The organism is Streptomyces sp. NPDC059695, assembly GCF_042733785.1.
In the GTDB taxonomy this organism is placed as follows: domain Bacteria; phylum Actinomycetota; class Actinomycetes; order Streptomycetales; family Streptomycetaceae; genus Streptomyces.
Genome location: NZ_JBHWFF010000011.1, coordinates 181238 through 204252 on the forward strand (window position 1 = coordinate 181238; position 23015 = coordinate 204252).

Genomic DNA, 23015 nt, shown 5'->3' on the forward strand with positions numbered 1-23015 from the left:
CGCCGACCCGGCGGCGGCGGGTGACGATGGCCTACGGGACCCGTCGGGGGCGAGCCAGTGCTGGAGGCACCCGTGGCGCACCACCGCACCACCACCGACGTCCTGATCGTGGGCGCGGGCCCGGTCGGCCTGAGCGCCGCCGCCGAGCTGCGCCGGCACGGTGTGCACTGCCGTCTCGTCGACCGGCTTCCCGCCCGGCTCCTGTACGCCAAGGCGGTCGGCATCCAGCCGCGCACCCTGGAGCTGTGGGACCGGATGGGCCTGATCAGGGCCGTCCTGGAGGCCGCCGTGCCGCTGCGCGGGCAGATGACCTACGACGAGGGGCGCGAGTCGGGCCGCATCGAGCTCACCCTGCCGCCCGAGGTGCCGTACGGGTTCGCCGCGCTTCCGCAGTACGAGACGGAGCGGCTCCTGGAGGAGTACGTGGCCCGGCTGGGGACGGTGATCGAGCGCGGCACCGAGCTGGTGTCCTTCACCCAGGACCGGGACGGGGTCACCGCGCGGCTGCGCACGGCGTCCGGTGCCGACGAGGAGCTGCGGGTTCCGTACCTGATCGGCTGCGACGGCGCGCACAGCGTGGTCCGCAAGACCCTGGGCCTGTCCTACGAGGGCGGGGCGTTCCAGGAGGCGTACATGCTCGGCGACGTGGTCGCCGACTGGGACCTGCCCCATGAGTACGGCATCCGCTCCAGCCGGAGGGCCGCCGACGGTTCGACCGACGTGCTGGTGTGCATCCCGCTGCCGGGCGAGGGGCGCTACCGGATGTCGATGAAGCTCCCGCCGGGGCTCGCCGGCTCCCCGGACGCCGGCACGGCCCCCGGCACGGGAGCGCCGGACGGTGTGGCGCACGGTCTCCAGGGCGGCGGGGGCCCCGGTCTCGCCGACCTCCAGGCCGTCGTCGACCGGCTCGCGCCGCGCCCGGCCCGCCTGTCGGGGCTGCGCTGGTCGTCGGTGTTCCGCATCAGCCACCGCATCGTCGACCGGTACGGCCGGGGCCGGGTCTTCGTGGCGGGCGACGCGGCCCACATCCATCCGCCGACGGGCGCCCAGGGGATGAACACGGGTGTGCAGGACGCCTGCAACCTGGCCTGGAAGCTCGCCCTCGTGGTGCGCGGCGGGGCGGGTCCCGAGCTGCTCGCCACGTACGACGCGGAGCGCCGTCCGGTCGGTGAGGAGGTGGTCGGACGGACCGTGCGGCACGCCGTGCGGGGCATCGAGGCCGACCCCGAGGACCGCCGGACGCTGCTCCTGCGCGAGGCGCAGCTGCTCGTCGGCTACCGGGGCGGTCCGCTCTCCGGTGCCCCGTACGGCCCGGAGGGCGCTCCCCAGCCGGGCGACCGCGCCCCGGACTGCGCGGGTCTGACCACTCCGGTGGCCGCGTTCCCGCTGCGGCTCCTCGACGTGCTGCGGGGGCGCCCGGGGCACGTGGTGCTGCTGTACGGCTCGGACGGGCGTGAGCTGGCGGGAGCCGCCGCGGCGGCGCGGGAGGTCGCCGGTCTCCCGGCCGTGGCGGTCCTCGCGGCCGGGACGGGCGGCACCGACCGGCCCGCCGGAACCGGCACCCCGGGTGGGGCCGACGGAGCCGACGGGCGCGTGGATCCGTCCCTGCCCGTGTACCGCGACGCCGCCGGGGAGTTCGCACGGCTGTACCTCCCCGACGGCGCCACCGGTTTCCTCGTGCGTCCCGACGGGCAGCTGGGCGCCCGTTTCCCGCTGGCGGGTACCGCCGCCGCCCTGAGCGGCTGTCTCAGGGCCCTGTCCGTGCGGCGGGACGGCCGGCTAGGGGACCCAGTGGTTCCCTGAGGCCGTGATCATGACCTGGAGCTGGATGCTGGCCGAGAAGTAGCTGCTGGTGTCGACCGGGGTGGCCACCATCTTGTTCCACAGGGCGTCGAGCCAGGCCTGGCTGCCCGGGTCGGTCATGGCCGCGACCGCGAACGGGGCGAAGAAGGCGGCCTCGCTGCCCGAGGAGATCTGGGTGCCGTTGAGCTTGTAGCCGACGGCGATCTTGTTCGGGTCGCCGCCGGTCTTGGTCTTGATCCAGCCGTTGAGCTTCCGGGCGGCGGCGAGGGAGCCGGCGTCGCCGCTGGTCACGGCGTCGTCGCCGATGCGCCACGGCGTACGGCAGGCGTTCCACCAGTAGGCGCCGTCGTTGGGGTCCTCCAGGACCTGCCCCGGGGCGGGCTTGGGCGTGGTGTTGGTGTCGACGACGAAGTCGGGCAGGAGTCCGGTGCCGGAGGCGTACGTGGACTGGAGGCGGGAGATCTGGGTCTGGTGCGCGCTGCGCACGGAGTCCCAGGTGGTGTCGCCGGAGGCCGCGCGGAAGGCGCGGAAGTGGTCGACCATCCAGTCCGAGGTGCGGGTGATGTAGTAGTACTGGTCGCCCGAGCCGCTCCAGTCGCCCAGCTTCAGGAGCTTGGTCGTCGGGTTGACCTCGTCCTTCTTGATGGCGGCGATGTGCTTGAGCGCGAGGTCCTTGTAGTTGTACGTGCCGGTGCTGCCCCACTGCTTGTCGGCGAGGAGCAGTCCGTAGGCCACGTCCATGTCGCCGTCCGTGGCGCCGTCCCCGCCGTTGACGCTCTTGCAGGCGGTGTCCTGTTCGGCGGCGAGGAGGTTCGGGTTGACCGAGGACGGGTGGTCGATCTTCCACTTGACGAGACCGTCGAAGATCTTCTTGGCGTCCGGGTCGGCGCCCGCCATGGTCGCGGTGACGACCATGCCGTACCCCTGCGCCTCGGCGACGTACGGGTGGTCGGCGTCGGGCGAGATGACCTGGTACCAGCCGTTGCCGCAGTTCTGCCGGACGAAGGCGGTCTTCCACTTGTTGTAGTAGTCGACGACCTTCTGGTCGAGGGCGGACTGCGTGCCGGTGGGCTTCAGGGTCCCGGCGGCGTACGGCCTGAGGTGGCTGCCGAAGGGGACGGCCGGCCCGGTGCCGCCTCCGCCGCCGGTGCCTCCGGGCGCGCCGTACACCTGGAACTCCCAGAGGGAGTAGCCGTACGCCGTGCCGCGGCCGGTGCCGTACATCCTGACGTACCGTCCGCTGCCGGAGACCGTGAGGTCGTCGGTGGCCCCGTCACCGGCGGTGGTGGAGTAGACGTCGGTCCAGGTCGACCCGTCGTCGGAGGTCTGAATGCGGTAGGCCTTGCCGTACGCGTCCTCCCAGTCGAGCTTCACGCGGGAGATCGTGTGGCGGGTGCCGAGGTCGATCCGTATCCACTGCGGATCCACTCCCTCGGCGCTCGCCCAGCGGGTGGCGGCGCTGCCGTCCACCGCGAGTCCCGCCCCGAAGGCCGAGGTCTCGACGGACGAGGCCGTCACCTGTTTCCCTCCGGACACCAGGCCGTCGGCGGCCTGCGCCTGCGGCAGGACCGTCAGGGGCACCGCCAGCAGACCCGCGATTCCGAGAAGCGTGACGCTTCGTCGACGCATGTCAACTCCCTTTCCCTCCAGGGCCAATGGTTAGGAAATATTCCTAACCATTGGCCGGGAGAGTAGAGAGGCCGCCCGCCCGGCGCAAGACCCCGCGCACGGGGGCGTCAGGTCCTCGCCGCCCGCAGCGCCGTGTGGACCGACCAGACGACCGAGACCAGCGGCACCGCCACCACCGCGCCCACGACGCCCGCGGCGATCGAGCCCGCGATCACCGAGACGGCCACCACCAGCGGGTGCAGCCGCACCGCCCAGCTCATGACGAGCGGGTGCAGCAGGTGCCCCTCGATCTGGCCGATGACCACGATCAGGGCGACGACGATGCCCGCCACCAGCGGCCCCTGTGAGGCGAGCGCCACGACGGCGGCGACCGCGAGGGCGATCGGCGAGCCGATCAGCGGGATGAAGGCGGCGACGAACTCGAGCAGGGCGAGCGGCACGGCGAGCGGGACGCCGAGGGCCCAGAGGGCGATGCCGACGAGCACCGCGTTCACCGCGGCCACCAGGACGATGCCGTGCGTGTAGCCGGTGAAGGTGCTCCAGGCCGCGCGTCCGCCGATGCCCACCCGGCCGCGCACCGACCGCGGCAGCTGCTCCTGGAACCACGCCCAGTGCCGGTCGCCGGAGTGGATGAAGAAGACCGCCGAGAACAGGGCGAGGGCCAGCCCGGCGAGGACGGCGACGACCTGGCCGGCTCCGCTCACCGCCGTGCTGAGGAGGTCCGACCGGTGGCTGGAGAGGTAGTCGCCGACCTTGGACTGCAGGCCGGAGAGCGCGTCCGGGGCGAGGCGGAACGGCGGCCGCTGGAGCCAGCGCTCGATCCGCCCGACGCCGTCCCGGAACTCGTGCACGAGCGTGGTCCGCTGCCCCGCGACCGCCTCGCCGACCAGCGTGAGCACCCCGAGGACGAGGACGATGCCGCCGAGCAGGGTGACGGCGACGGCCGGGCCGCGGGGCAGCCGGCGGGCGACCAGGTCGGCCACGGGCCGCAGCAGTGCGGTGATCACCAGGCCGAGGAAGAGGGCGACGCCGATCTCGTGGAAGCGGCCGAGCACCGCGAACAGGCTGTAGACGAGGAGGCCGACGGCGAGCAGTCGCCAGGCGTAGGCGGCGGCCGTACGGAGGAAGGGGCTGACCGTCGGGGGCGTGGCTGGCTGCATGGCCATCGACGTACCACCGCGGACCGGCCGGGCCACGCCCGAGGGCCGGTATTCGCCCGACCCGGGACCGTCATTCGGCCGTCCGGTGTGCAGAATGGACCCGATTCCGGCGTCTTCACTTTCGGGGGAACGTGACGTGTCCAGACTGAACCGGTGGTACCTCGCCCTTGCCGTGGCCGCCCCGCTCGCGCTCGCGGGCTGCGACAGCGCGCCTCCGCCGCTGGAGTTCGGCGCGGCGAAGCCCTCGGGCCCGAAGCTGGCGGCACGGCCCGCCGCGCACGGCTCGCTGACGCTCGATCAGTGGCCGAACGCCTGCGAGGTGCTGAGCGACGACGAGATCCGGGCGATACTCCCGCAGGCGACCGGTTTCGAACGGGACCCGGTGAAGGTCACGATCATCAACTTCGATCCCCTGTCCGAGTCCGCGCCCGGGACCACCGGCGACGTCCCGGCGGGCGGCTGCGAGTTCAGGTTCGGGCTGCCGTCCGCGTACGAGAGCGAGCACAACAGCAGCGTCAAGGTCACCTTCACGGCCATCGCCGACGCGGCACTCGTCGAGCGGAACTACGCCGAGGACCTCCAGGACGCGCGCAAGCGGGCGGGCGAGGGCACGTACAAGAAGGAGTTCCGGGACCTGGGCACCTCGCTCGGCACCGACGGCTGCTTCCTGCCGGACGTCGCCGACGGACCCACCTGCCACCAGGGCCCCTACCAGTTCGAGGTGAGCGGCCTGTCCACCGCGGACGGCGTCGGGGAGTACCCGGCGTCGAAGCGGAACTGGAGCGAGAAGGTCCTCACCGAGGTGGTACGGACGCTGGGTCCCCGCATGCGATGACGGTGACGGGTCCGGGGGGCGCGGCCGCGGCGGCGGCGGGGCGGGCGGGGTCGGTGCACGCCAGGAGCCGCAGCCCCGGCCGGCCGCCCGCCTTGAACCGGGCCTCGGCGCGCACCCAGAGGCGGAGCAGCGCCGCGTCCGGGTCCGGCCCGGCCGCCGCCTCCCGCAGCTCGGCCCCGGGCAGGAGCCGGCGCAGTACGGGGAGGGGGCCGGGTCGGCGCGTGGCGGGCTCCACGTCGACGCCGAGGGGGCCGGGACCGACGGCCGCCGCCGCGAGGCCGTCGGCGTGGCTGAGGCTGACGCCGAGGCCGGGCCGGCGGCTCAGGTAGGGGCGGCCGTGCCCGTGCCGCCGGCAGTCGTCGCAGAACTGCTCCGGCCCGGAGTCCTCCGGCGGGAGTCCGGTGAACCGGGAGACGCAGAGCCGCAGGAGGAGGCGGGCCGCCGCCACGTCGTCGCGGCGGCCCGGCACGCGGATCCGGTCGAGCCGCCGCCGTTCCCAGGGCGCGAGCAGGCCCTCGTGGAGGGCGGGGTGGTCCAGGACCTCGCCGGTGGTCGCCACGGCGGCCAGGGCCGCCGTCACCGGCGGTGCGGGATCACGCGGCGGCACTCAGGAAGCGCTCCTGGACGCGGCCGATGGTGCGGAAGTCGTCGATCGTGACCTCCTGGAGGTCGATGGAGCTGCCGGAGAGCTCCTCCAGGAGATCGATGAACTCCAGGAAGTCCATGGAGTCGATGAGCCGGGCCTCGATGAGGTCCTCGTCGGCGTCGATCGGCCCGTCGAGACCGGGGTTCTTCTCGTGGAGCCACGCGGCGATGGGATCCATGGGGTGGTGACGCTCCTTGCCGGGTCGGGTGCGGTGGTACGGGTCAGGCCTGGGTGAGGGTGTCGCGGAGCCGGTCGAGGGCCTGCTCGGGGGTGCCGTGGGCGAGGATCATCGCGTGCACCCAGCGCTCGACGCCGAAGGCGACGCACGCGCTGTACGCGGGGCCTTCGGAGCCGGCGCGGATGCCGAGGCGCTCGCCGAAGAAGTTCCGGTGCCGGTTGACGGAGGCGATGGCCGTGCCGTCGGGGGCGCTGAACTCGTGCTTGACGGGGTCGAGTGCCATCAGGCGGGCCCGGGAGCCGCCCTTGTCGTAGAAGGGGTCGTCGGCCACGGCCCGGGACAGGTCGAGGCCGAGGCGTCCGGCCAGCTCCTGGACGAACGCGGCGCCCTGCTCCAGGTGGTCGAGCGCGCCCTGCTTCGTACCGAGGTAGAGGACCTCACGCATGTGGAAGCCCCACAGACGGCGCAGCCCGTCGTAGTGGGTCTCGTTGCGGAAGCAGCGGCCGGCCGCCGAGAGGCGCAGTCCGCCCTCGCCGACGTCCCGGCCCTCCAGGGAGAGCAGCAGGCCGTAGCAGGTGGCGGACGGCAGGAGGTAGCCGGTCGGCCGCAGCGGCAGTTCGCCCGGCGTCTCCCCGGCGGCGAGTCCGTCGAGGGCGTCGGGTGCGAACCGTCCGGCGGAGACGCCGAGATGGGGGAAGTTCCGGAAGAAGTCGAGGCGCGCGAGGCTCTCCACGGAGAGCAGCGGCGGGCCGACCACCTCGGGGGCGGAGAGCCGCGCGGCCAGGCCGGTGAGGAGCGCGTCCAGGCCGTGGAGCAGGGCGGCGTGGACCGGGTCGAGGGTGATCAGGCCCGGTCCGGGGCTCTTCAGGCCGCCGTCCGGCAGGACGGTGGCGCCGGGTGTGATCGTGGTGCCGGGTGTGGTCATGGAAACGCTCCCTCTGGGCGTGGGCGAACAGTCAGGGCGTGGGGTCCTCGTCGACCACGGCACGGCGGAGAAGCCGCCTGATGCTCCATCAGGGACCGGACTGCGCATGGGGACCCTAAGCCAGCTCGTCGACGGTTGTCTAGACCAAAGCTGTCGCGCCAAAGGGGCGCAATCCGGCCATCGGGGCCCTTGACTCCCCATATCGAGGGGGCACTTGACAGAAGAGCTGGTCTAAACCAATTCTTCTCAACGACGTGGCCGCCTGACCTCCGGCCACCGCCTCTGGAGGGACCCATGACGACACCCGCTCCCACCCGACCCGCTCGCCGCCCCCGTCTGCACCGGGCGGCGTCGGACCGGCCGTACTTCAGCGCGGACGGCGAGTCGTACCTCGCCCAGACCACCCTCCGGGAGCTGGAGAAGTCGCGGCCGCTGCGGGTGCTGTCCGAGGAGGACTTCGCCCACTGGCAGACGTACGGCTACGTCGTCGTCCGCGAGGCGATCCCCGCCGAGGCCGCACGGCGCCTGCTCGACTTCACCTGGGACTTCCAGGGTCTCGACCCCGCGCGGCCGGACAGCTGGTACGAGGACCGGCCGTTCCGCTCCGAACTGGACCAGCAGCTGCACGTCTACGGCTTCGTGGAGGCGTACCACCACCAGCTGCTCTGGGACAGCCGCCAGGCCCAGCGGGTCTACGACGCCTTCGTGGACGTGTGGGACTGCGAGGAGCTGTGGGTCACCCAGGACCGCCTCAACCTCAACCCGCCCAACGTGCGCAACCGCGACCGCGCCCTGATCGAGCCCACCGACCGGGGCTTCGACATCGAGCTGCACTGGGACATCGACACCACGCTCGGCGTGCCGCCGCAGCGGGTGCAGGGGATCATCGCGCTCAACGACACGCGCCCGGAGTCCGGCGGCTTCCAGTGCTGCCCCGAGCTCTTCCGGCGGTTCGAGGAGTGGAAGCTCGGCCAGCCGGCCGGACGCGACCCCATCCGGCCCGCCGTGGACCGCACGGAGTTCCCGGTCGTCCGTCCCGATCTGCGCCCCGGCGACCTGCTGATCTGGAACGGCCTCCTCGCCCACGGCGTGGCCCGCAACACCTCGGCCGACCAGGTGCGGGCGGTGCAGTACCTGTCGATGATGCCGGCCCTGGAGGAGCACGCGAAGCTGCGGAAGTCCCGGGTCGAGTCCTGGCGGCACCTGCGCACCCCGCGCTGGAACCGCACCCTGGTCGGCGACCCCGTCCTGCACGAGTCCAAGCGCTATCCCACGGCCACCCTGAACGAGCTCGGCAGCCGGCTCCTCGGGCTCAGCTCCTGGCACGCCCCGGAGACGGACGCCGCCGCGGGACCGGGCGCGGACACGGGAGCGGACGCCGCCGCGGGCGCGGGCCCGCACACGGACACGGCACCGGGCGCGGACGAGGAGTCGGCGTGCGCCGTGTCTGTCTGACCCTCCCCACCCACCGCGCCTGCCCCGACACGATCCGGGCCGTGGCCGCGGAAGCCGCCCACGGGGCCCGCCACTTCGGCGCCGAGGTCCACCTCCTGGTCCTGGACTCCTCCGAGGCCCCGGTCCTCGCCGAGCACCGGCGCACGGTGGCCGCGCTGCCCCCGGTGCCCGGCGTGGTCGTCCACCACCTCGACGAGCCCGCGCAGCGGGCCTTCCTGCGCGAGGTGCTCGCCCGGTCCGGCGCCGCCGAACCGGAGCGCCTGCTGGACCTCATGCTGCCGTCCCGCGTCTCCTACGGCGCCTGCACCAACCGCGCCTTCCTGTTCGCGGAGGCGCTCGGCTGCGCTTCCGTGCACCGCCGGGACTCCGACAGCCGCTACCAGCGACTGGACGGCGAGCCCGTCTTCCCGCTCCACCACGAGCTGGCGGCGCTCGGCCGTCCGGCCGCCGAGGTCGCGGGGCTCGTCTCCCGCAGCCGGCTCGACCCCGCGTCCGCCCACCGGCCGGTGGCCCTGGTCGGCGGCTCGTTCGTTGGCGAGATGTCCGTGGACGTGGCGGAGATCCACCGGCTCGACCCCCTCGTCTACGACGACGTCATCGGCCTGTCCGTACCCGACGGCTATCCGGAGATCTGGCGCGCGAACCTGATCGCCGAGGCGTTCCGCGGCGCCGGTACCGCCGCGTTCACCGGTGACCTGACGACGCTGACCACCGTCAGCCCCTCGCGCGTCGACATGTGCAACATCGCGCTGGCGCGCGAGGTGTACGGCCGGGTGCCGCTGCCGCCCGCCACGGACACCATCGGCAGCGACTACTTCCTCCTCCACCTGGTCCACGACGCCCGGCTGCCCGGCGTGCTGCACAACCGCCACATCGTCAACTTCCACACCCGGGAGCGGCGTTCGGACCGGGGATTCCTCGCCTACCAGCTGCGGTTCGCGAAGTTCCTGCTGTCGGCCCCGCACCTCCACTCCGTGTACGCCGGGACGGCGGCGGCCGGCGCCTCGCTGCTCGACACCGGCGGCGGCCTCCGGGCCTCCGTCGTCGCCGGACTGGTCCGGGAGAGCACCCGGCTCGACCCCCTGGAGAAGGCCGAACGCCTCGACGTCGTCGACCGCTCCTACCGCAGGCTCGGCGGCCGCTACGCCGAGGCGGCCGACTTCCTCGCCGCCCACCGGGAGCGGCTCATCGACGAGGTCCGCCAGGACATGGCGGAGTTCGCCGTCCTGATCGACGCCTGGGCGGACGTGGTCCGCGCGGGCGCGGACCACGGGATGACCTCGAAGGACGTCGCATGACGGCGGAGCCGAGGCCGTCCACGGTCACCGTGCGCTACGCGGGCGGCGAGGAGCGCCGGGGCCCCGTCACGATGGGCCAGGCCAACATGATCCGCTGCATGCTGCGGGACGAGCCCGAGCACATCAACATCCACGCCGTGTGGCCGGTGCCCGGGGGAACACGGACCGAGTCCGCGATCGACGCGCTGCGCGCCCTGGTGGTGCGGCACGAGGCGCTGCGCACGACCTTCCCGCACGCACCGGGCGAAGCGCCGCGCGAGCAGGTCGTCGCGGCCGGGGGCTCGTTCACGGTCACGGTCCTCGACCACGGGACCCTCCCCCGCGACGCCGGCCGCCACGCCGACGCGATCGCCCGCCGGAACCGCGTCGAGCGCTTCCGCCTCGACCGGGACTTCGGGCTCCGGATCTCGCTCGTCGCCGTGGCCGGGGCACCCGTCTTCGTCGCCCTCGCGGCGAGCCACGCCGTGACCGACATCAGCGCCCTCTCCGTCCTGGAGGAGGACTGGCTCGCCCTGCTCGCCGGCCGGACGCTCCCCGCCGTCACGGCCTTCACCCCGCTCGACCTGGCCGCCGAGGAGGCGACGCCGGGTGGGCTGCGGAGGTCGGAGGCGTCCCTGCGGCACTGGGAGCGGATCATCCGCACCGGCCCCCAGGCGATGTTCGCGGAGCCGGGCGCCGTGGGCGCCGAGGTCGAGGCGGAACAGCTGACGCTCCGCTCGCAGCGCGGGGCGCGGGCGCTCGCCCGCGTGGCGGAGCGCACCGGCGGCCTGCCCTCCACGGTGCTGCTGACGGCCTGGTGCGCGCTCGTCGCCCACCGCACGGGCCAGTCCTCGTGCGTCGCCGCCGTCCCGACCTCCAACCGCTTCCTGCCCCGGCTCGCCCGCTCGGTGAACACCGTGTCCCAGGACGCGCTGCTCTCCCTCGACGTGCGGGTGCCGTCCTTCGACGCGCTGCTGCGCAAGGCGTGGGGAGCGGCACTCAACGCCTACCGGCACAGCCAGTTCGACGCGGTCCGCCTCTGGGACATGATCGACGCCGTCACCCACGAGCGGGGCAGCCGCTTCGCCCGCGACGTCGTCTTCAACGACGTCAGCACCGTCCCGGGCCCGCGGCCCGCCGACGCGGCGGACGGGCCCGCACTCGACGTGGTCCGGGGGCCGGCGCAGGTGCTGCCGACCCGCGTGCTGACCTTCGTCCACGAGACGGCGCCGCTGCTCCGGATCGGGATGTGGGTCGATCCCGCGCTGTTCGCGCCGGACGAGGCGGAGGGCTTCCTCACGGGTCTCGTACGGCTCCTGGAGGCGGCCGCGACCGAGGACGTGCCGCTGTCGGCGCTCACCGGGGTGACGGGGGTCCGTCCGGTCGAGCGCGGCACCGGGTGGATCCGGGTGGACGGTTCGTGGGTGTCGACGGCCGAGGTGGCGGAGGTGCTGAGCGGGGCGCTGGGAGGCGTACCCGCGCACGTCGTGGAGGGCACGTCGGAGGGGGAGGGTCTCACGGCCTTCCTCGCGTGCGGCGACTCCCCGCTCACCCCGGAGGAGGCGCACACGGCGCTGATGGAGGCCCTCCCGGGCCGTCCGGGAGTGCTGGCACCCCGCCGGTACGTGATCGTGCGGGACGCGCCGGCGGAGGCGGACCCGGCCGGTGCGTGGCTCCGGCAGCCGATTCTCAGGGAAGGGGCCGGCCGGGACCGGCACAGGTGACATGACGACGAATGACGTGACCGTGGAACGGGAGAAGAACTCCCTTCCGAGCCCGTGGCGTTCGCATCGCTTCCGGCTGTTCTTCGCCGCCCGCAGCACCTCGCTGCTCGCCGACGGCATGCTGATGGTCTCGCTGACCACCGCCGTGCTCGGCGCGGGGTACGGGGCGGCGGGCGTGGGCTACGCGCTGGCCGCCTGGATGGCACCGATCGTCCTGCTGGTGCTGTTCGGCGGCGTGCTCGCCGACCGCTTCACCCCTCAGGTGATGATGGTCGGAGCCGACGTGGTGCGGATGGTGGCCATGCTGGCGCTCGCGGTGCTCCTCGCCGCCGGCGACATGCGGCTGTGGCACATGATGGCGCTCCTCGCGCTCAGCGGCGCCGCGACCGCCATGTTCCAGCCGGGTCTGGCGAGCCTGGTGCCCCGGGTGGCCGAGGACATCCAGCGGGCCAACGCGCTGCTGCGCATCTCCGAGTCGATCTGCACCCTGCTGGGTCCGGGGCTGTCCGGCCTGCTCGTGGCGTACTGGGACGTCGCCGGGTCCTTCGTGGTCATCGCGGCCTTCTACGCGTGCAGCGCGCTCGGCCTGGCCCCGCTGCGGAAGCTCGGAACGGCCCGGGACGAGAGCGACGAGCCGATCCTGCGCCGCCTGGCCACCGGATGGCACGAGTTCCGGTCCCGCTCGTGGCTCTGGGGCGTCATCGCCGTGTGGGCGGTCTACGGCCTGTTCGTCTTCGGTCCGGCGCTGCCGCTCGGCGCGGCGCTGCTGACCGAGCAGCACGGCGCGAGCGGGTACGGCTGGATCGCCTCGGCCGACGGCGCCGGGACGATCGTCGGCGGACTGCTCGGCATGCGGGTCCGCCCGAGCCGCCCCCTCGTCGCGGGCGCGTGCGCGATGTTCTTCTTCTCCCTCAACCCCCTGGCGCCCGCCCTCGGGTGGTCGTTCACCATCACGGCGCTCACCGGTGTCGTGGCCGGCTGCGGGTTCGCGTTCTGGGGCGTCATGTGGGCGACGAGCGTGCAGTCGCACATCCCGCTGGCCGTGCTGAGCCGCGTCTCCGCCTACGACGTGGCCGGTTCGATCATGGTCATTCCGCTGGGCCGCGCGCTGTCCGGGCCGGCCGCCGAGAGCGTGGGCGCCGACCGGGTGCTGCTCTTCTCGTCGGTCATGGGCCTGGTGCTGATCGCCGTCATGCTCGCGGTGCCCGCGGTCCGCGCCCTGCGCCGGGCCCCGGAGGGGGCCGAGGGGCGTCTCAGGCAGGGGTGAGCGCCATCGCCAGGGCCACCACCCCGAGCAGCCCGAGGTACGCGCACGCGTGCACGCGGTCCGGGATGCGGGGCGGGCGGCGGCGCAGTACGGCGATGACCGGCAGGGCTCCGAGGAGCAGGGCGCCCGCCGCGTACGGGTCGACCAGGCCGACGAGCCCGGTGCCGGCCGCCGTGGCGGCGGGCGGCGCGGAGCCGGCGAGGGAGACCACGGCGGCCGGGAGGGCGACGGCGAGGGTGAGGGGGTTGGCCAGCGCGGTGGCCACCCGCATGGGGTGACCGGCCCGACGCAGGGCGGGGACGGTCATGACGCTGCCGCCGACGCCGAGGAACGCGGCGACCGCTCCGATCGGGGCCCCGGCGGTGGCCGGCAGGGGCCTCGGGAGCGGCGAGGACTCCGTGCCAGGCCGGGTCGTGCGGAGGAAGCCGGGCCGGAGCAGCAGGTCGAGGGCGGTCAGGGCGACGTACCCGACGAACGCCCAGCGGACCGGCTCCGGCGGGGCGAAGCGGGTCGCGTACGCCCCGGCGCAGGCGCCCGCCGCGAGGAGCGGCAGCAGGGCGCCGGTGCCGCGCAGGGCGAGGAGCACGGGCCGTGGGGTGACGGCGGTGGCGAAGGCGGCGCTCACGACCATCACGAGGGCCGAGGTGGCGGTGGCCACCGGAAGGGCCGCCGGGCCGAGGGCGGCGTCCGCCCACACCACAATCGGAACGGCCACGAAACCGCCGCCGAACCCGAACAGCACCGTCGTCGCTCCGGTGAGGAGCCCGATCGCCGTCAACGTCATCACGTCCATGGGTCAAGACCATCAGGCCGGCCCGGGTTCCCGCATGCGATGGTCGGCAGCATTCCTTCGCGTCTCGGCCAGTACGGTGGCCCCGTGAGGAACATCCCGCTGGACGACGTCGACCCTCTCGACCGGGCCGTCCTGCCGATCGGCACCGACTATCCCGAGGGGCACGTCCTGGAGTGGCACCGGCACCGGCGCGCCCAGTTCCTCTACGGGGCGACCGGCGTGATGGTCGTGGACACCGCCGACGGCACCTGGACGGTCCCGCCGGAGCGGGCCGTCCTGATCCCGGCCACGATCCCGCACCGGGTCCGGATGCTGGGCGTGAGCACGTGCAGCCTGTACGTGGAGCCGGGCGCCGTCCCGTGGTGGCCGGCGCGCTGCACGGTCGTGGACGTGCCCCCACTGCTGCGGGAACTGCTGCTCGCCGCCGTCGAGTTCGAGCCCGAGTACAGCCTGTCGGGGCGTGAGGGGGCGATCGCGACGCTGCTGCTCCACGAGATCGCCGCGCGCTCCCCGCTCCCCTTCCACGTCGCCATCCCCGCCTCCGGTGACCTCGCGGCGCTGTGCCGGGAGTACCTGGCGGCCCCGGACGCCACGGTCACGAACACGGACTGGGCGGCCGGGACCGCCCTGAGCGAGCGGGCGTTCACCCGGCGCTTCCGGGCGGAGACGGGCGAGAGCCCCGCCGTCTGGCGGTCCCGCGCGCGACTCCTGGCGGCCGTGCCCTTGCTGCGTACCGCGTCGGTGAGCGCGGTGTCGGGACGGCTGGGGTACGCCTCCCCGGCCGCGTTCACGGCGGCCTTCACGCGCGTCTTCGGTCTGCCGCCGTCACGGTTCGCCGCGGGCCGGGGCTGAACGCCCCGGCCGGACCCTCAGCCGCTCAGCGCGTCACGGTCCACTTCTGGTTGGCGCCGCCGGAGCAGCTCCAGATCTGCAGCCGGGTGCCGTTGGCGGAGCTGTTGCCGGTGGCGTCGAGGCACTTGCCGGACGCCGGGTTCACGATGTCCCGCGCGGAGTTGGCGGTCCAGCGCTGGGCTCCCGTGCCGTTGCAGTCCCACAGCTGGACGGGGGTGCCGTCGGCCGTGCCCGCGGAGGTGACGTCGAGGCACTTGCCGAGCGCGCGGACGGTGCCGTCGGCCGCCAGCGTCCACTGCTGGGCGGCGGTGCCGTTGCAGTCGTAGAGCTGGACGGGGGTGCCGTTCGCGGGGTTCGCGCCGGCCACGTCGGCGCACTTGCCGCCGATGCCCGTGAGGGGGCCCGCGCCGGCGGGGCCGTCGGCGGTCGTGACGCGGACGTGGTCCACGACGAGCTGGTTCGGGAAGGCGGTGGAGCCGTCCGGGTCGCCGGGCCAGTAGCCGCCGACGGCGAGGTTGAGGATGAGGAAGAAGGGCTTGTCGAAGACCCAGGTCCGGCCGCCGAGGTCGGCGGGCGTGCGGGTCTGGTAGACCGTGCCGTCCACGGACCAGGTGATCCGGTTGGGAGACCAGTCGACGGCGAAGGTGTGGAAGGCGTCGGCGAAGGCCTGTCCGCCGGGCAGGGTGTAGCCGGCGCCGATGCCTCCGGAGCCGGAGTAGCCGGGGCCGTGCAGGGTGCCGTGGACGGTGGAGGGTTCGAAGCCGACGTTCTCCATGACGTCGATCTCGCCGGAGTTGGGCCAGCCGACCTGGCCGATGTCGTCGCCGAGCATCCAGAACGCGGGCCACATGCCCTGGCCGCGCGGCACCTTCATGCGGGCCTCGGCGTGCCCGTAGCGGGTGGTGAACCTTCCGGCGGTGTTGAGCCGGGCGGAGGTGTACTCGCAGCGTCCGTACCAGCAGGAGTAGTTGCCCGGGTTCTCCTTGCGGGCGGTGATCACCAGGTGGCCCTGTCCGTCGAGCGCGGCGTTGCCGGTGCCGGCCGTGTAGTACTGGCGCTCGTGGTTGCTGACGTTGTCGCCGGTCTCGGTCTGCCAGCGCGTGCCGTCCACGGCGGCCCCCGCGGCTCCGTCGAAGTCGTCGGAGAAGGTGACGGCGGCCGTGGCGGCGGCGGGGCGGAGCGCTTCCGCGGGTCCGGCGGCCGGACCGGGCGCCGCGACGGCGAGCGCGAGGGCGAGGGCCGCCAGGGCGGTGGACAGGGCGCGCACGCGTGAGCGGGAGGAGGTCATGACTGTCTCTTCCGTCGGCTGTGGGGGGGGGTCGCGGCGGGACGGCACACTTCACCGCCTCCATGATTTAAGGAGTGAGGGAAGGGGGCGTCAAGAGGTGCGACGCCCCTTCGACTCCGCGCGGTTCAGCGGGTGTTGTCCGCGTGGGCGAGGGTCTCCCAGGCCGTGAAGAGGCCAGTGAGCGCGTGGAGGCGGCCTCCCGGGGACGGCGACCGAGCCGGCCAGGAGCCCGGCGAGGGGCAGGAGGGACGGTGAACCATCGAGTCATGGAGTTACCCCTTCTCCACGGATGTGAACGCACGAGGGTTGCCGACAGGGGAAGCCGAAGGCCCGAGCCAGTGCCGCCAGGAGCGCCGGTTCAGTTCAAACACGGCCGAACCGGGGCTCTCGTCGGCCACGCGCGAGAGCCGCGCGTTCACGTTCATGAATCGAGGAGAAACGGCGGCGGCGGCCCGTGTCGTGGGAGCGGGCCCGGCTTCCGTACGATTCCCCCCGTTGACACTCATACGTCTGAAGGAGATCCCCATGGCCCAGGTCACGCTGAAGGGCAGCCCCGTGCAGGTCAACGGCGCTCTGCCGACCCCCGGTAGCCAGGCCCCCGACTTCACGCTCGTCGCCGAGGGGCTGGCGGACAAGACGCTCAAGGACTTCGCCGGTCAGCGCAAGGTCCTCAACATCTTCCCGAGCGTCGACACGCCGACGTGCGCCTCCTCGGTCCGCGCCTTCAACGAGAAGGCCGGGCAGCTGGACAACACGGTCGTCCTCTGCATCTCCGCCGACCTGCCCTTCGCCCAGGCCCGCTTCTGCGGCGCCGAGGGCCTCGAGAACGTCAAGAACCTCTCGACGCTCCGCGGCCGCGAGTTCCACACCAACTACGGCGTGGAGATCGCGGACGGCCCGCTGGCCGGTCTGACCGCCCGCGCCGTCGTCGTCCTCGACGAGAACGACACGGTGCTGCACGCGCAGCTCGTGGGCGAGATCGCCGACGAGCCGGGCTACGACGAGGCGCTCGCCGTCCTGAAGTAGTCCTCACCGCGGCGGGACACAGCCGAGGAGCCCTCCACCGGGACCGGTGGAGGGCTCCTTCGCGTCTCCCGCGCTCAGGCGCAGCCGGGACAGAGCCCCCGGTACGTCACGTCCGCCTTGGACACCGTGAACCCGAACCGCTCCTCCGGCGGCAGGACGGCGAGCGGGTCCCCCGCCGGGCGGACGTCGCGGATGATCCCGCAGTTCGAGCAGACCAGGTGCTGGTGCGGGTGGTGCGCGTTCGGGTCGTAGCGCTTGGCCCGCCCGTCCGTGGAGAGCTCCACGACCTCCCCCAGGGCGACCAGCTCGCCCAGGGTGTTGTAGACCGTCGCCCGCGCGATCTCCGGAAGCCGCTCCACCGCGCGCGCGTGGACCTCGTCCGCCGTGAGGTGCACGTGGTCCCCGGCCAGGACCTCCGCGACCACCCGGCGCTGGGACGTCATCCGCCAGCCACGCGCGCGCAGGCGCTCCAGCAGGTCACTCATGTCTCACCTCTTCAGCATCGGCAAACTTGGCGTGGTTCTTGACTTGGACTAGGTCCATCGTAGGATCGGTTTCGAAGATGGCCAAGGGACAGGAAGATTCCAGCACGGCGGGAGAACCACACACGTGAGATCCGCGCCAGGCCCGTCCGCCGAACGCACTTCCTGAGCACTGTGATCCGCCAGGTCCGGAGGGATTCCGATGTCTGAGAACCACGAAGCAACCGTCACCGACGCGAAGGCCGAGGGGGGCGGCTGTCCCGTCGCGCACGGGCGCGCCGCCCACCCCACCCAGAGCGGTGGCAACAGCCAGTGGTGGCCGAACCGGCTGAACCTGAAGATCCTCGCCAAGAACCCGGCGGTGGCCAACCCGCTCGGTGAGGACTTCGACTACGCGCAGGCCTTCGAGGGCCTCGACCTGTCCGCCGTGAAGCAGGACATCGCCGAGGTCCTGACCACCTCGCAGGACTGGTGGCCCGCCGACTTCGGCCACTACGGCCCGTTCATGATCCGCATGGCCTGGCACAGCGCCGGCACCTACCGCATCAGCGACGGCCGCGGCGGCGCCGGCGCCGGCCAGCAGCGCTTCGCGCCGCTGAACAGCTGGCCGGACAACGGCAACCTGGACAAGGCCCGCCGTCTGCTGTGGCCGGTGAAGAAGAAGTACGGCCAGAGCATCTCCTGGGCCGACCTCATGATCCTCGCGGGCAACGTCGCCCTGGAGTCGATGGGCTTCGAGACCTTCGGCTTCGCCGGTGGCCGCGCCGACGTGTGGGAGCCCGACGAGGACGTCTACTGGGGCCCCGAGACCACCTGGCTCGGCGACGAGCGCTACACCGGCGACCGCGAGCTGGAGAACCCGCTCGGCGCGGTGCAGATGGGTCTCATCTACGTCAACCCGGAGGGCCCGAACGCCAACCCGGACCCGATCGCCGCGGCCCGCGACATCCGCGAGACCTTCCGCCGGATGGCGATGAACGACGAGGAGACCGTCGCCCTCATCGCCGGCGGCCACACCTTCGGCAAGACCCACGGCGCCGGCCCGGCCGACCACGTGGGCGCGGACCCGGAGGCCGCCTCCCTGGAGGAGCAGGGCTTCGGCTGGAAGAGCACCTTCCGCACCGGCAAGGGCCCGGACGCCATCACCAGCGGTCTGGAGGTCACCTGGACCACCACGCCGACCCAGTGGGGCAACGGCTTCTTCAAGAACCTCTTCGAGTACGAGTACGAGCTGACGAAGAGCCCGGCGGGCGCCCACCAGTGGGTCGCCAAGAACGCCGAGGCGATCATCCCGGACGCGTACGACCCGGAGAAGAAGCACCTCCCGACGATGCTCACGACCGACCTGTCGCTGCGCTTCGACCCGGTCTACGAGCAGATCTCGCGCCGCTTCTACGAGAACCCGGCCGAGTTCGCGGACGCCTTCGCCCGCGCCTGGTACAAGCTCACCCACCGCGACATGGGCCCGGTCGTGCGCTACCTCGGCTCCGAGGTCCCGGCGGAGGAGCTCCTCTGGCAGGACCCGCTGCCGGCCCGCACCGGCGAGCTGGTCGACGCCGCGGACATCGCCTCCCTCAAGGAGAAGATCCTCGGCTCGGACCTCACGGTCACCCAGCTGGTCTCCGCCGCCTGGGCCTCCGCCGCCTCCTTCCGCTCCAGCGACAAGCGCGGTGGCGCCAACGGCGGCCGCATCCGCCTGGAGCCGCAGCGCAACTGGGAGGTCAACAACCCGGACGAGCTGGCGCAGGTGCTGCGCGTCCTGGAGGGCGTCCAGGAGTCCTTCAACGCGGCCCAGAGCGGCGGCAAGCAGGTCTCCCTCGCCGACCTCGTCGTCCTCGCGGGCGTCGCGGCGGTCGAGAAGGCGGCCGCGGACGCCGGCCACGACGTCGAGGTCCCGTTCACCGCGGGCCGCGTGGACGCCGCCCAGGAGCAGACGGACGTCGAGTCCTTCGCCGCCCTGGAGCCGGCCGCGGACGGCTTCCGCAACTACCTCGGCAAGGGCAACCGCCTCCCCGCCGAGTACCTGCTCATCGACCGGGCGAACCTGCTCGGCCTGAGCGCGCCCGAGCTGACGGTCCTCGTCGGCGGCCTGCGCGTCCTCGGCGTCACGCAGCCGCAGTCCTCGCTCGGTGTCCTCACCGAGACGCCCGGACGTCTGACGAACGACTTCTTCGCCAACCTGCTCGACCTGGGCACGGAGTGGACGTCCGTCTCCGACGACCAGACCACGTTCGAGGGCCGTGACACGGCCACCGGCGCGGTCAAGTGGACGGGCAGCCGCGCCGACCTCGTCTTCGGCTCCAACAGCGAGCTGCGCGCGCTGGCCGAGGTCTACGCGAGCGACGACGCCAAGGCGAAGTTCGTGAAGGACTTCGTGTCGGCGTGGGACAAGGTCATGAACGCGGACCGGTTCGACATCGCCTGATCCTCACCGCGCACCGGGGCCGGGGCGGGGGGGGGGCCCGCCCCCCCAGCGGGGGGGGGCGTATCATCAGATCCCCGCGGGGGCCACACCCCACGACCACACCCCCCCCCCCCGGGGGGCGGCCCCCGCCCCCCCCCCCCCCCCCCCCCCCCGGCCCTTCGCGTACCGACACCCCCGCCCCGTCTTCTTTCTGACGCCGCATGAGACAACCGACGGACCTCCGTCACCGTCCTCACGAGACGAGAGGGGCACCGGGAGCGGGCCGGACGACCGGCCTCCCCCGTGCCCCGACGAGACCGATCGTGAGGAAGACCGCTTTGATACGTGTCACACGCGGCGTGACCACCGCCGTGGCGTTACTCGCCCTGACGGCGGCGTCCCCCTGGCCGGCCGCCGCACAGCCGGCACCCGGATCACCGTCGAGCACGACCCCGGGGGCCCGGTCCGGTGGCCTCACCCTCCCGGAGGGCTGGCGGATCACGGGGACCGGTCCGGACGCGCGGCTCGTCTGGACCTCGCCCGAGCGCATACCCATGGGCGACGCCCGGGTCGAGTTCCACGCCGGCGACCGGCTCCTCGGCCGTCCGCTCGCCGGGCCGGACGGGCGGTCCTTCGCCCTGCCCCTCGGCGACGCCCGGCTCGAAGAGGGCACGCAGCTGCGGGTCACGGCCGGCGGACGACGCCTCGACGCCCCGGGACGCGCGGACGCCGCCGCCGAACGCCCCCTGGCCCCCGCCCCCGTACCCCCGGCCCCGCTGCCCGCGAACCGGGTCGACCCGGGAGTGACCGGCCCGTACCGGACGGTGGGCGGCGAGTACGCCCTGCCGTCCGTACGGCTGCCGGGCTACCCGCAGCCCGTGGAGATGCGCGCCACGGTCGTCGGACCGGCCGGTGCGCCGGGCAGGCGCCCGGTGGCCCTGTTCCTGCACGGCCGCCACGCCACCTGCTACACCCCGGGCACGGAGGACGTCCGGATGACCTGGCCGTGCCCGGCGGGCACCCGGCCGATACCCAGCGAGCAGGGATACCTGCGGGCCCAGCGCCTCCTCGCCTCGCAGGGGTACGTGACGGTGTCCGTCGCCGCCAACGGCGTCAACGGGCAGGACGAGAACGCCGAGGACGCCGGCGCCCAGGCCCGCTCCTCCCTGGTCCGGCTGCACCTCGCCCGCTGGGCGGACTGGGCCGCGCACCCGGCCTCGGCCCCCGCCGCCGTGCGGAGGACCGCACCGGCCGACCTCTCGCGCGTCCTCCTCGTCGGACACTCCCGAGGGGGCGAGGGCGTCAACCGGGCCGCCGTCGACAGCCTGAACCCGCCGCCGGCCGCCCAGGACGGATACCGGGGCCCCGTACGGTGGAAGATCCGCGGCACCGTCCTGATCGGGCCCACGGTCTTCGGCCAGAACCCGGCCCCCGACGTGCCCTCCACGACCCTCCTGCCCGGCTGCGACGGCGACGTGTCCGACCTCCAGGGCCAGATCTACGTGGACGGAACGCGCGGCGTCAGCCGCGGCACCGCCCTGCACAGCGCGGCCTACGTGGTCGGCGCCAACCACAACTTCTTCAACAGCGAGTGGACTCCGGGCCAGGCCAAGGCACCGGCCTTCGACGACTTCTCCTCCGAGGACGGCGCCGACCCCGTCTGCTCACCCGGCACGGCGACCCGCCTGACGGCGACCCAGCAGCAGGCCGCGGGCGCCACCTACATCGCGGCCTCCGCCCGGCTGTTCGTCGGGGGCGACGACGCGGTCCGGCCGCTGCTCGACGGCACCGGCCGCCGCGCCCCCTCGGCCGGACCGGCGCGGGTCCTCACGCACGCCGTCGGCGGGAACCGCACCGCGGCCTTCCTGCCGGGCTCCTCGCTCACCGTCACCGGCGCCGGCCGGCTGTGCGCCCAGGTCACCCCGGACGCGGCCAAGGCCTGCCTGTCGCCCGAGCTGGGCTGGTCGCCGTCGCCGCACTTCGCGTACTGGGAGGCGTCTCCCGAGCCGGGCCGCGACGCCGTCGCGATGACGTGGACGGGCACGGGAAGCCGGGTCACGCTTCGCCCGTCCCGGACCGTCTCCCTCGCAGGCGCCGAGTCCCTGGCACTGCGCGTGATCGTCCCGCCCAACAGCACCGGCACCGAGCTGGACGTCACCGTGACCGACGCCTCCGGGCGGCGCGCCGCCCTGGGCCGCACCCGCGTCGACGGACTGCCGGGCAGCCCGCGCACCGCCGCCCACTGGGGCCGCGAGGTCCGCGTCCCGCTGGCCGCCGCGGCTCGGGCGGGCCTCGACCTGAAGCGGATCGGCACCCTCGAACTGACCCCGCGCGGCGGCACGGGGAGCGCCTGGCTGATGGACGCCTGGGGCTGGCGCCCCGGCACCCCCGCGGCGAACCCCGCGCCCCTCACGCGCGTCGACATCGGCCGCCTGACCGTCAAGGAGGGCGACTCCGGGGTCCGGACCTACCGGGTGCCCGTGACGGTCTCCGGGCGGGGCAGCGGACAGGTCCGCCTGTTCGTCCCCGAGCCGGACGGCGACCGGGTCACCTCCCGCACCGTGACGGTGCGTCCGGGACGCCATGACATCGACGTGCCGGTCCAGGTCCGGGGCAACACGCGCTTCGGCTACGACGTGCGCCACGACGCGTTCGTCAAGGCGGTCCGCGGCACCGTGGTCGGCGCGCACCGGGGCGGCGTGACCGCGCGCAACGACGACGCCATGCCCACCGTGCGCCTGGCGCCCGTCGCGGACGACGTGACCGAGGGCGCGACCCTGAGCTGGCGGTTGACGCTCTCCGCGCCGGCCGACGTCGAGATCGCGGGCGGCATCCTCCTGAAGCCGGTGACCGACGGCCCGGAGCTCTCCACGGCGGACCTCGACCCGGCCTGGGTGGAGGCGCGGTTCGGCGAGGTTCCGCAGCCCGCCCGGCCGCTGTCCGGGGTCATGGAGGACGGGACGCACCTGTGGCTCTCCGTCCCCGCGGGCGAGACGGCCGCGCAGCTGACCGTCCCCACCGTGCGGGACGCGGAGGCGGAGCCCACGGAGTCCCTCCGGGGCGCTCCGTACACGTACGACGAGTCCTGGGAGCCGGTCCTGGGGCCGGAGTTCACGGGCCGGGTGAGGGACGCGGCCTGACGAGCCGGTAGGACCGCCCCTCCGTATGGGGGGCGGGGGGGGGCGGGGGGGTGGGGGTCGGGTCTGGAGCGGTGGGGGGGGGAGAGCAGCCAGACGGGGGGCGCTGGCCACCACACTGACCCTCTGAGAGC

The 23015-nt window shown here is 73.7% G+C and carries 18 protein-coding genes; 10 read left to right on the top strand and 8 right to left on the bottom strand.

Features of this window, described 5'->3' with window-relative positions:
• Positions 1 to 72 precede the first annotated feature (72 nt).
• Positions 73 to 1803 carry an FAD-dependent monooxygenase gene (locus ACFV2S_RS16385; protein ID WP_385558795.1) on the top strand — a complete coding sequence of 577 codons (1731 nt, stop codon included), beginning with the start codon at positions 73 to 75 and terminating at the stop codon, positions 1801 to 1803.
• On the opposite strand, the gene ACFV2S_RS16390 is transcribed toward ACFV2S_RS16385, so the two are convergent.
• Positions 1780 to 3432: a glycosyl hydrolase family 8 gene (locus tag ACFV2S_RS16390; RefSeq protein ID WP_385558798.1), complete on the bottom strand. Its 1653-nt coding sequence runs from the start codon at positions 3430 to 3432 to the stop codon at positions 1780 to 1782. The genes ACFV2S_RS16385 and ACFV2S_RS16390 overlap by 24 nt on opposite strands.
• Before the next feature lie 107 nt (positions 3433 to 3539).
• Positions 3540 to 4592, bottom strand: a complete 1053-nt coding sequence (locus ACFV2S_RS16395; RefSeq protein ID WP_385558957.1) for an AI-2E family transporter — start codon at positions 4590 to 4592, stop codon at positions 3540 to 3542.
• A 136-nt stretch (positions 4593 to 4728) separates the two neighbouring features.
• Between ACFV2S_RS16395 and ACFV2S_RS16400 the strand changes: the two genes are divergently transcribed.
• On the top strand, positions 4729 to 5427 hold the full coding sequence (locus tag ACFV2S_RS16400; RefSeq protein ID WP_385558801.1) for a hypothetical protein: 699 nt from the start codon (positions 4729 to 4731) through the stop codon (positions 5425 to 5427).
• Here the strand turns inward: ACFV2S_RS16400 and ACFV2S_RS16405 are convergent.
• From ACFV2S_RS16405 to ACFV2S_RS16415, 3 genes are read right to left on the bottom strand one after another with little or no spacing between them, the layout of a single operon-like run.
• Positions 5387 to 6034 (bottom strand): 4'-phosphopantetheinyl transferase family protein, encoded by a 648-nt coding sequence (locus ACFV2S_RS16405; protein WP_385558805.1) that lies wholly within the window; start codon positions 6032 to 6034, stop codon positions 5387 to 5389. The two genes, ACFV2S_RS16400 and ACFV2S_RS16405, sit on opposite strands and share 41 nt — an antisense overlap.
• The gene (locus tag ACFV2S_RS16410) at positions 6021 to 6251 is read right to left on the bottom strand and encodes an acyl carrier protein (protein WP_383787146.1); all 231 of its coding nucleotides are present in this window, start codon (positions 6249 to 6251) and stop codon (positions 6021 to 6023) included. The genes ACFV2S_RS16405 and ACFV2S_RS16410 overlap by 14 nt, the downstream gene beginning before the upstream one ends.
• Before the next feature lie 43 nt (positions 6252 to 6294).
• Positions 6295 to 7176: a hypothetical protein gene (locus tag ACFV2S_RS16415; RefSeq protein ID WP_385558809.1), complete on the bottom strand. Its 882-nt coding sequence runs from the start codon at positions 7174 to 7176 to the stop codon at positions 6295 to 6297.
• 294 nt (positions 7177 to 7470) lie between these two features.
• Between ACFV2S_RS16415 and ACFV2S_RS16420 the strand changes: the two genes are divergently transcribed.
• The 4 genes from ACFV2S_RS16420 to ACFV2S_RS16435 are packed head-to-tail and all read left to right on the top strand — an operon-like array spanning position 7471 to position 12899.
• A complete protein-coding gene (locus ACFV2S_RS16420) occupies positions 7471 to 8631 on the top strand; it encodes a phytanoyl-CoA dioxygenase family protein (RefSeq protein WP_385558812.1) in 1161 nt (386 codons plus the stop codon).
• Positions 8613 to 9929 (top strand): DUF6271 family protein, encoded by a 1317-nt coding sequence (locus tag ACFV2S_RS16425; RefSeq protein ID WP_385558815.1) that lies wholly within the window; start codon positions 8613 to 8615, stop codon positions 9927 to 9929. Before ACFV2S_RS16420 ends, ACFV2S_RS16425 begins: the two co-directional genes overlap by 19 nt.
• Entirely contained in the window at positions 9926 to 11632 is a 1707-nt protein-coding gene (locus ACFV2S_RS16430) for a condensation domain-containing protein (protein WP_385558818.1), read from the top strand. The genes ACFV2S_RS16425 and ACFV2S_RS16430 overlap by 4 nt, the downstream gene beginning before the upstream one ends.
• A 1-nt stretch (position 11633) precedes the next feature.
• Positions 11634 to 12899 (top strand): MFS transporter, encoded by a 1266-nt coding sequence (locus ACFV2S_RS16435; RefSeq protein WP_385558821.1) that lies wholly within the window; start codon positions 11634 to 11636, stop codon positions 12897 to 12899.
• Here ACFV2S_RS16435 and ACFV2S_RS16440 read toward each other — a convergent pair.
• Entirely contained in the window at positions 12886 to 13692 is an 807-nt protein-coding gene (locus ACFV2S_RS16440) for a TSUP family transporter (protein ID WP_385558824.1), read from the bottom strand. The genes ACFV2S_RS16435 and ACFV2S_RS16440 overlap by 14 nt on opposite strands.
• Before the next feature lie 84 nt (positions 13693 to 13776).
• On the opposite strand from ACFV2S_RS16440, the gene ACFV2S_RS16445 reads away from it, so the two are divergent.
• Positions 13777 to 14544 (top strand): AraC family transcriptional regulator, encoded by a 768-nt coding sequence (locus ACFV2S_RS16445; protein WP_385558827.1) that lies wholly within the window; start codon positions 13777 to 13779, stop codon positions 14542 to 14544.
• Positions 14545 to 14569: 25 nt separating this feature from the next.
• On the opposite strand, the gene ACFV2S_RS16450 is transcribed toward ACFV2S_RS16445, so the two are convergent.
• Positions 14570 to 15832, bottom strand: coding sequence for an RICIN domain-containing protein (locus ACFV2S_RS16450; protein WP_385558830.1), 1263 nt, complete (start codon positions 15830 to 15832; stop codon positions 14570 to 14572).
• A gap of 495 nt (positions 15833 to 16327) precedes the next feature.
• On the opposite strand from ACFV2S_RS16450, the gene tpx reads away from it, so the two are divergent.
• Positions 16328 to 16858: a thiol peroxidase gene (tpx, locus tag ACFV2S_RS16455; RefSeq protein ID WP_385558833.1), complete on the top strand. Its 531-nt coding sequence runs from the start codon at positions 16328 to 16330 to the stop codon at positions 16856 to 16858.
• Positions 16859 to 16932: 74 nt separating this feature from the next.
• Here the strand turns inward: tpx and ACFV2S_RS16460 are convergent, their stop codons facing one another.
• Positions 16933 to 17343, bottom strand: coding sequence for a Fur family transcriptional regulator (locus tag ACFV2S_RS16460; protein WP_385558836.1), 411 nt, complete (start codon positions 17341 to 17343; stop codon positions 16933 to 16935).
• A gap of 199 nt (positions 17344 to 17542) precedes the next feature.
• On the opposite strand from ACFV2S_RS16460, the gene katG reads away from it, so the two are divergent.
• Together katG and ACFV2S_RS16470 are read left to right on the top strand one after the other, a co-directional pair.
• Positions 17543 to 19765 (top strand): catalase/peroxidase HPI, encoded by a 2223-nt coding sequence (gene katG / locus ACFV2S_RS16465; RefSeq protein ID WP_385558839.1) that lies wholly within the window; start codon positions 17543 to 17545, stop codon positions 19763 to 19765.
• Between the two features lie 317 nt (positions 19766 to 20082).
• On the top strand, positions 20083 to 22884 hold the full coding sequence (locus ACFV2S_RS16470) for a hypothetical protein (RefSeq protein ID WP_385558842.1): 2802 nt from the start codon (positions 20083 to 20085) through the stop codon (positions 22882 to 22884).
• The last annotated feature ends 131 nt before the right edge of the window (positions 22885 to 23015 follow it).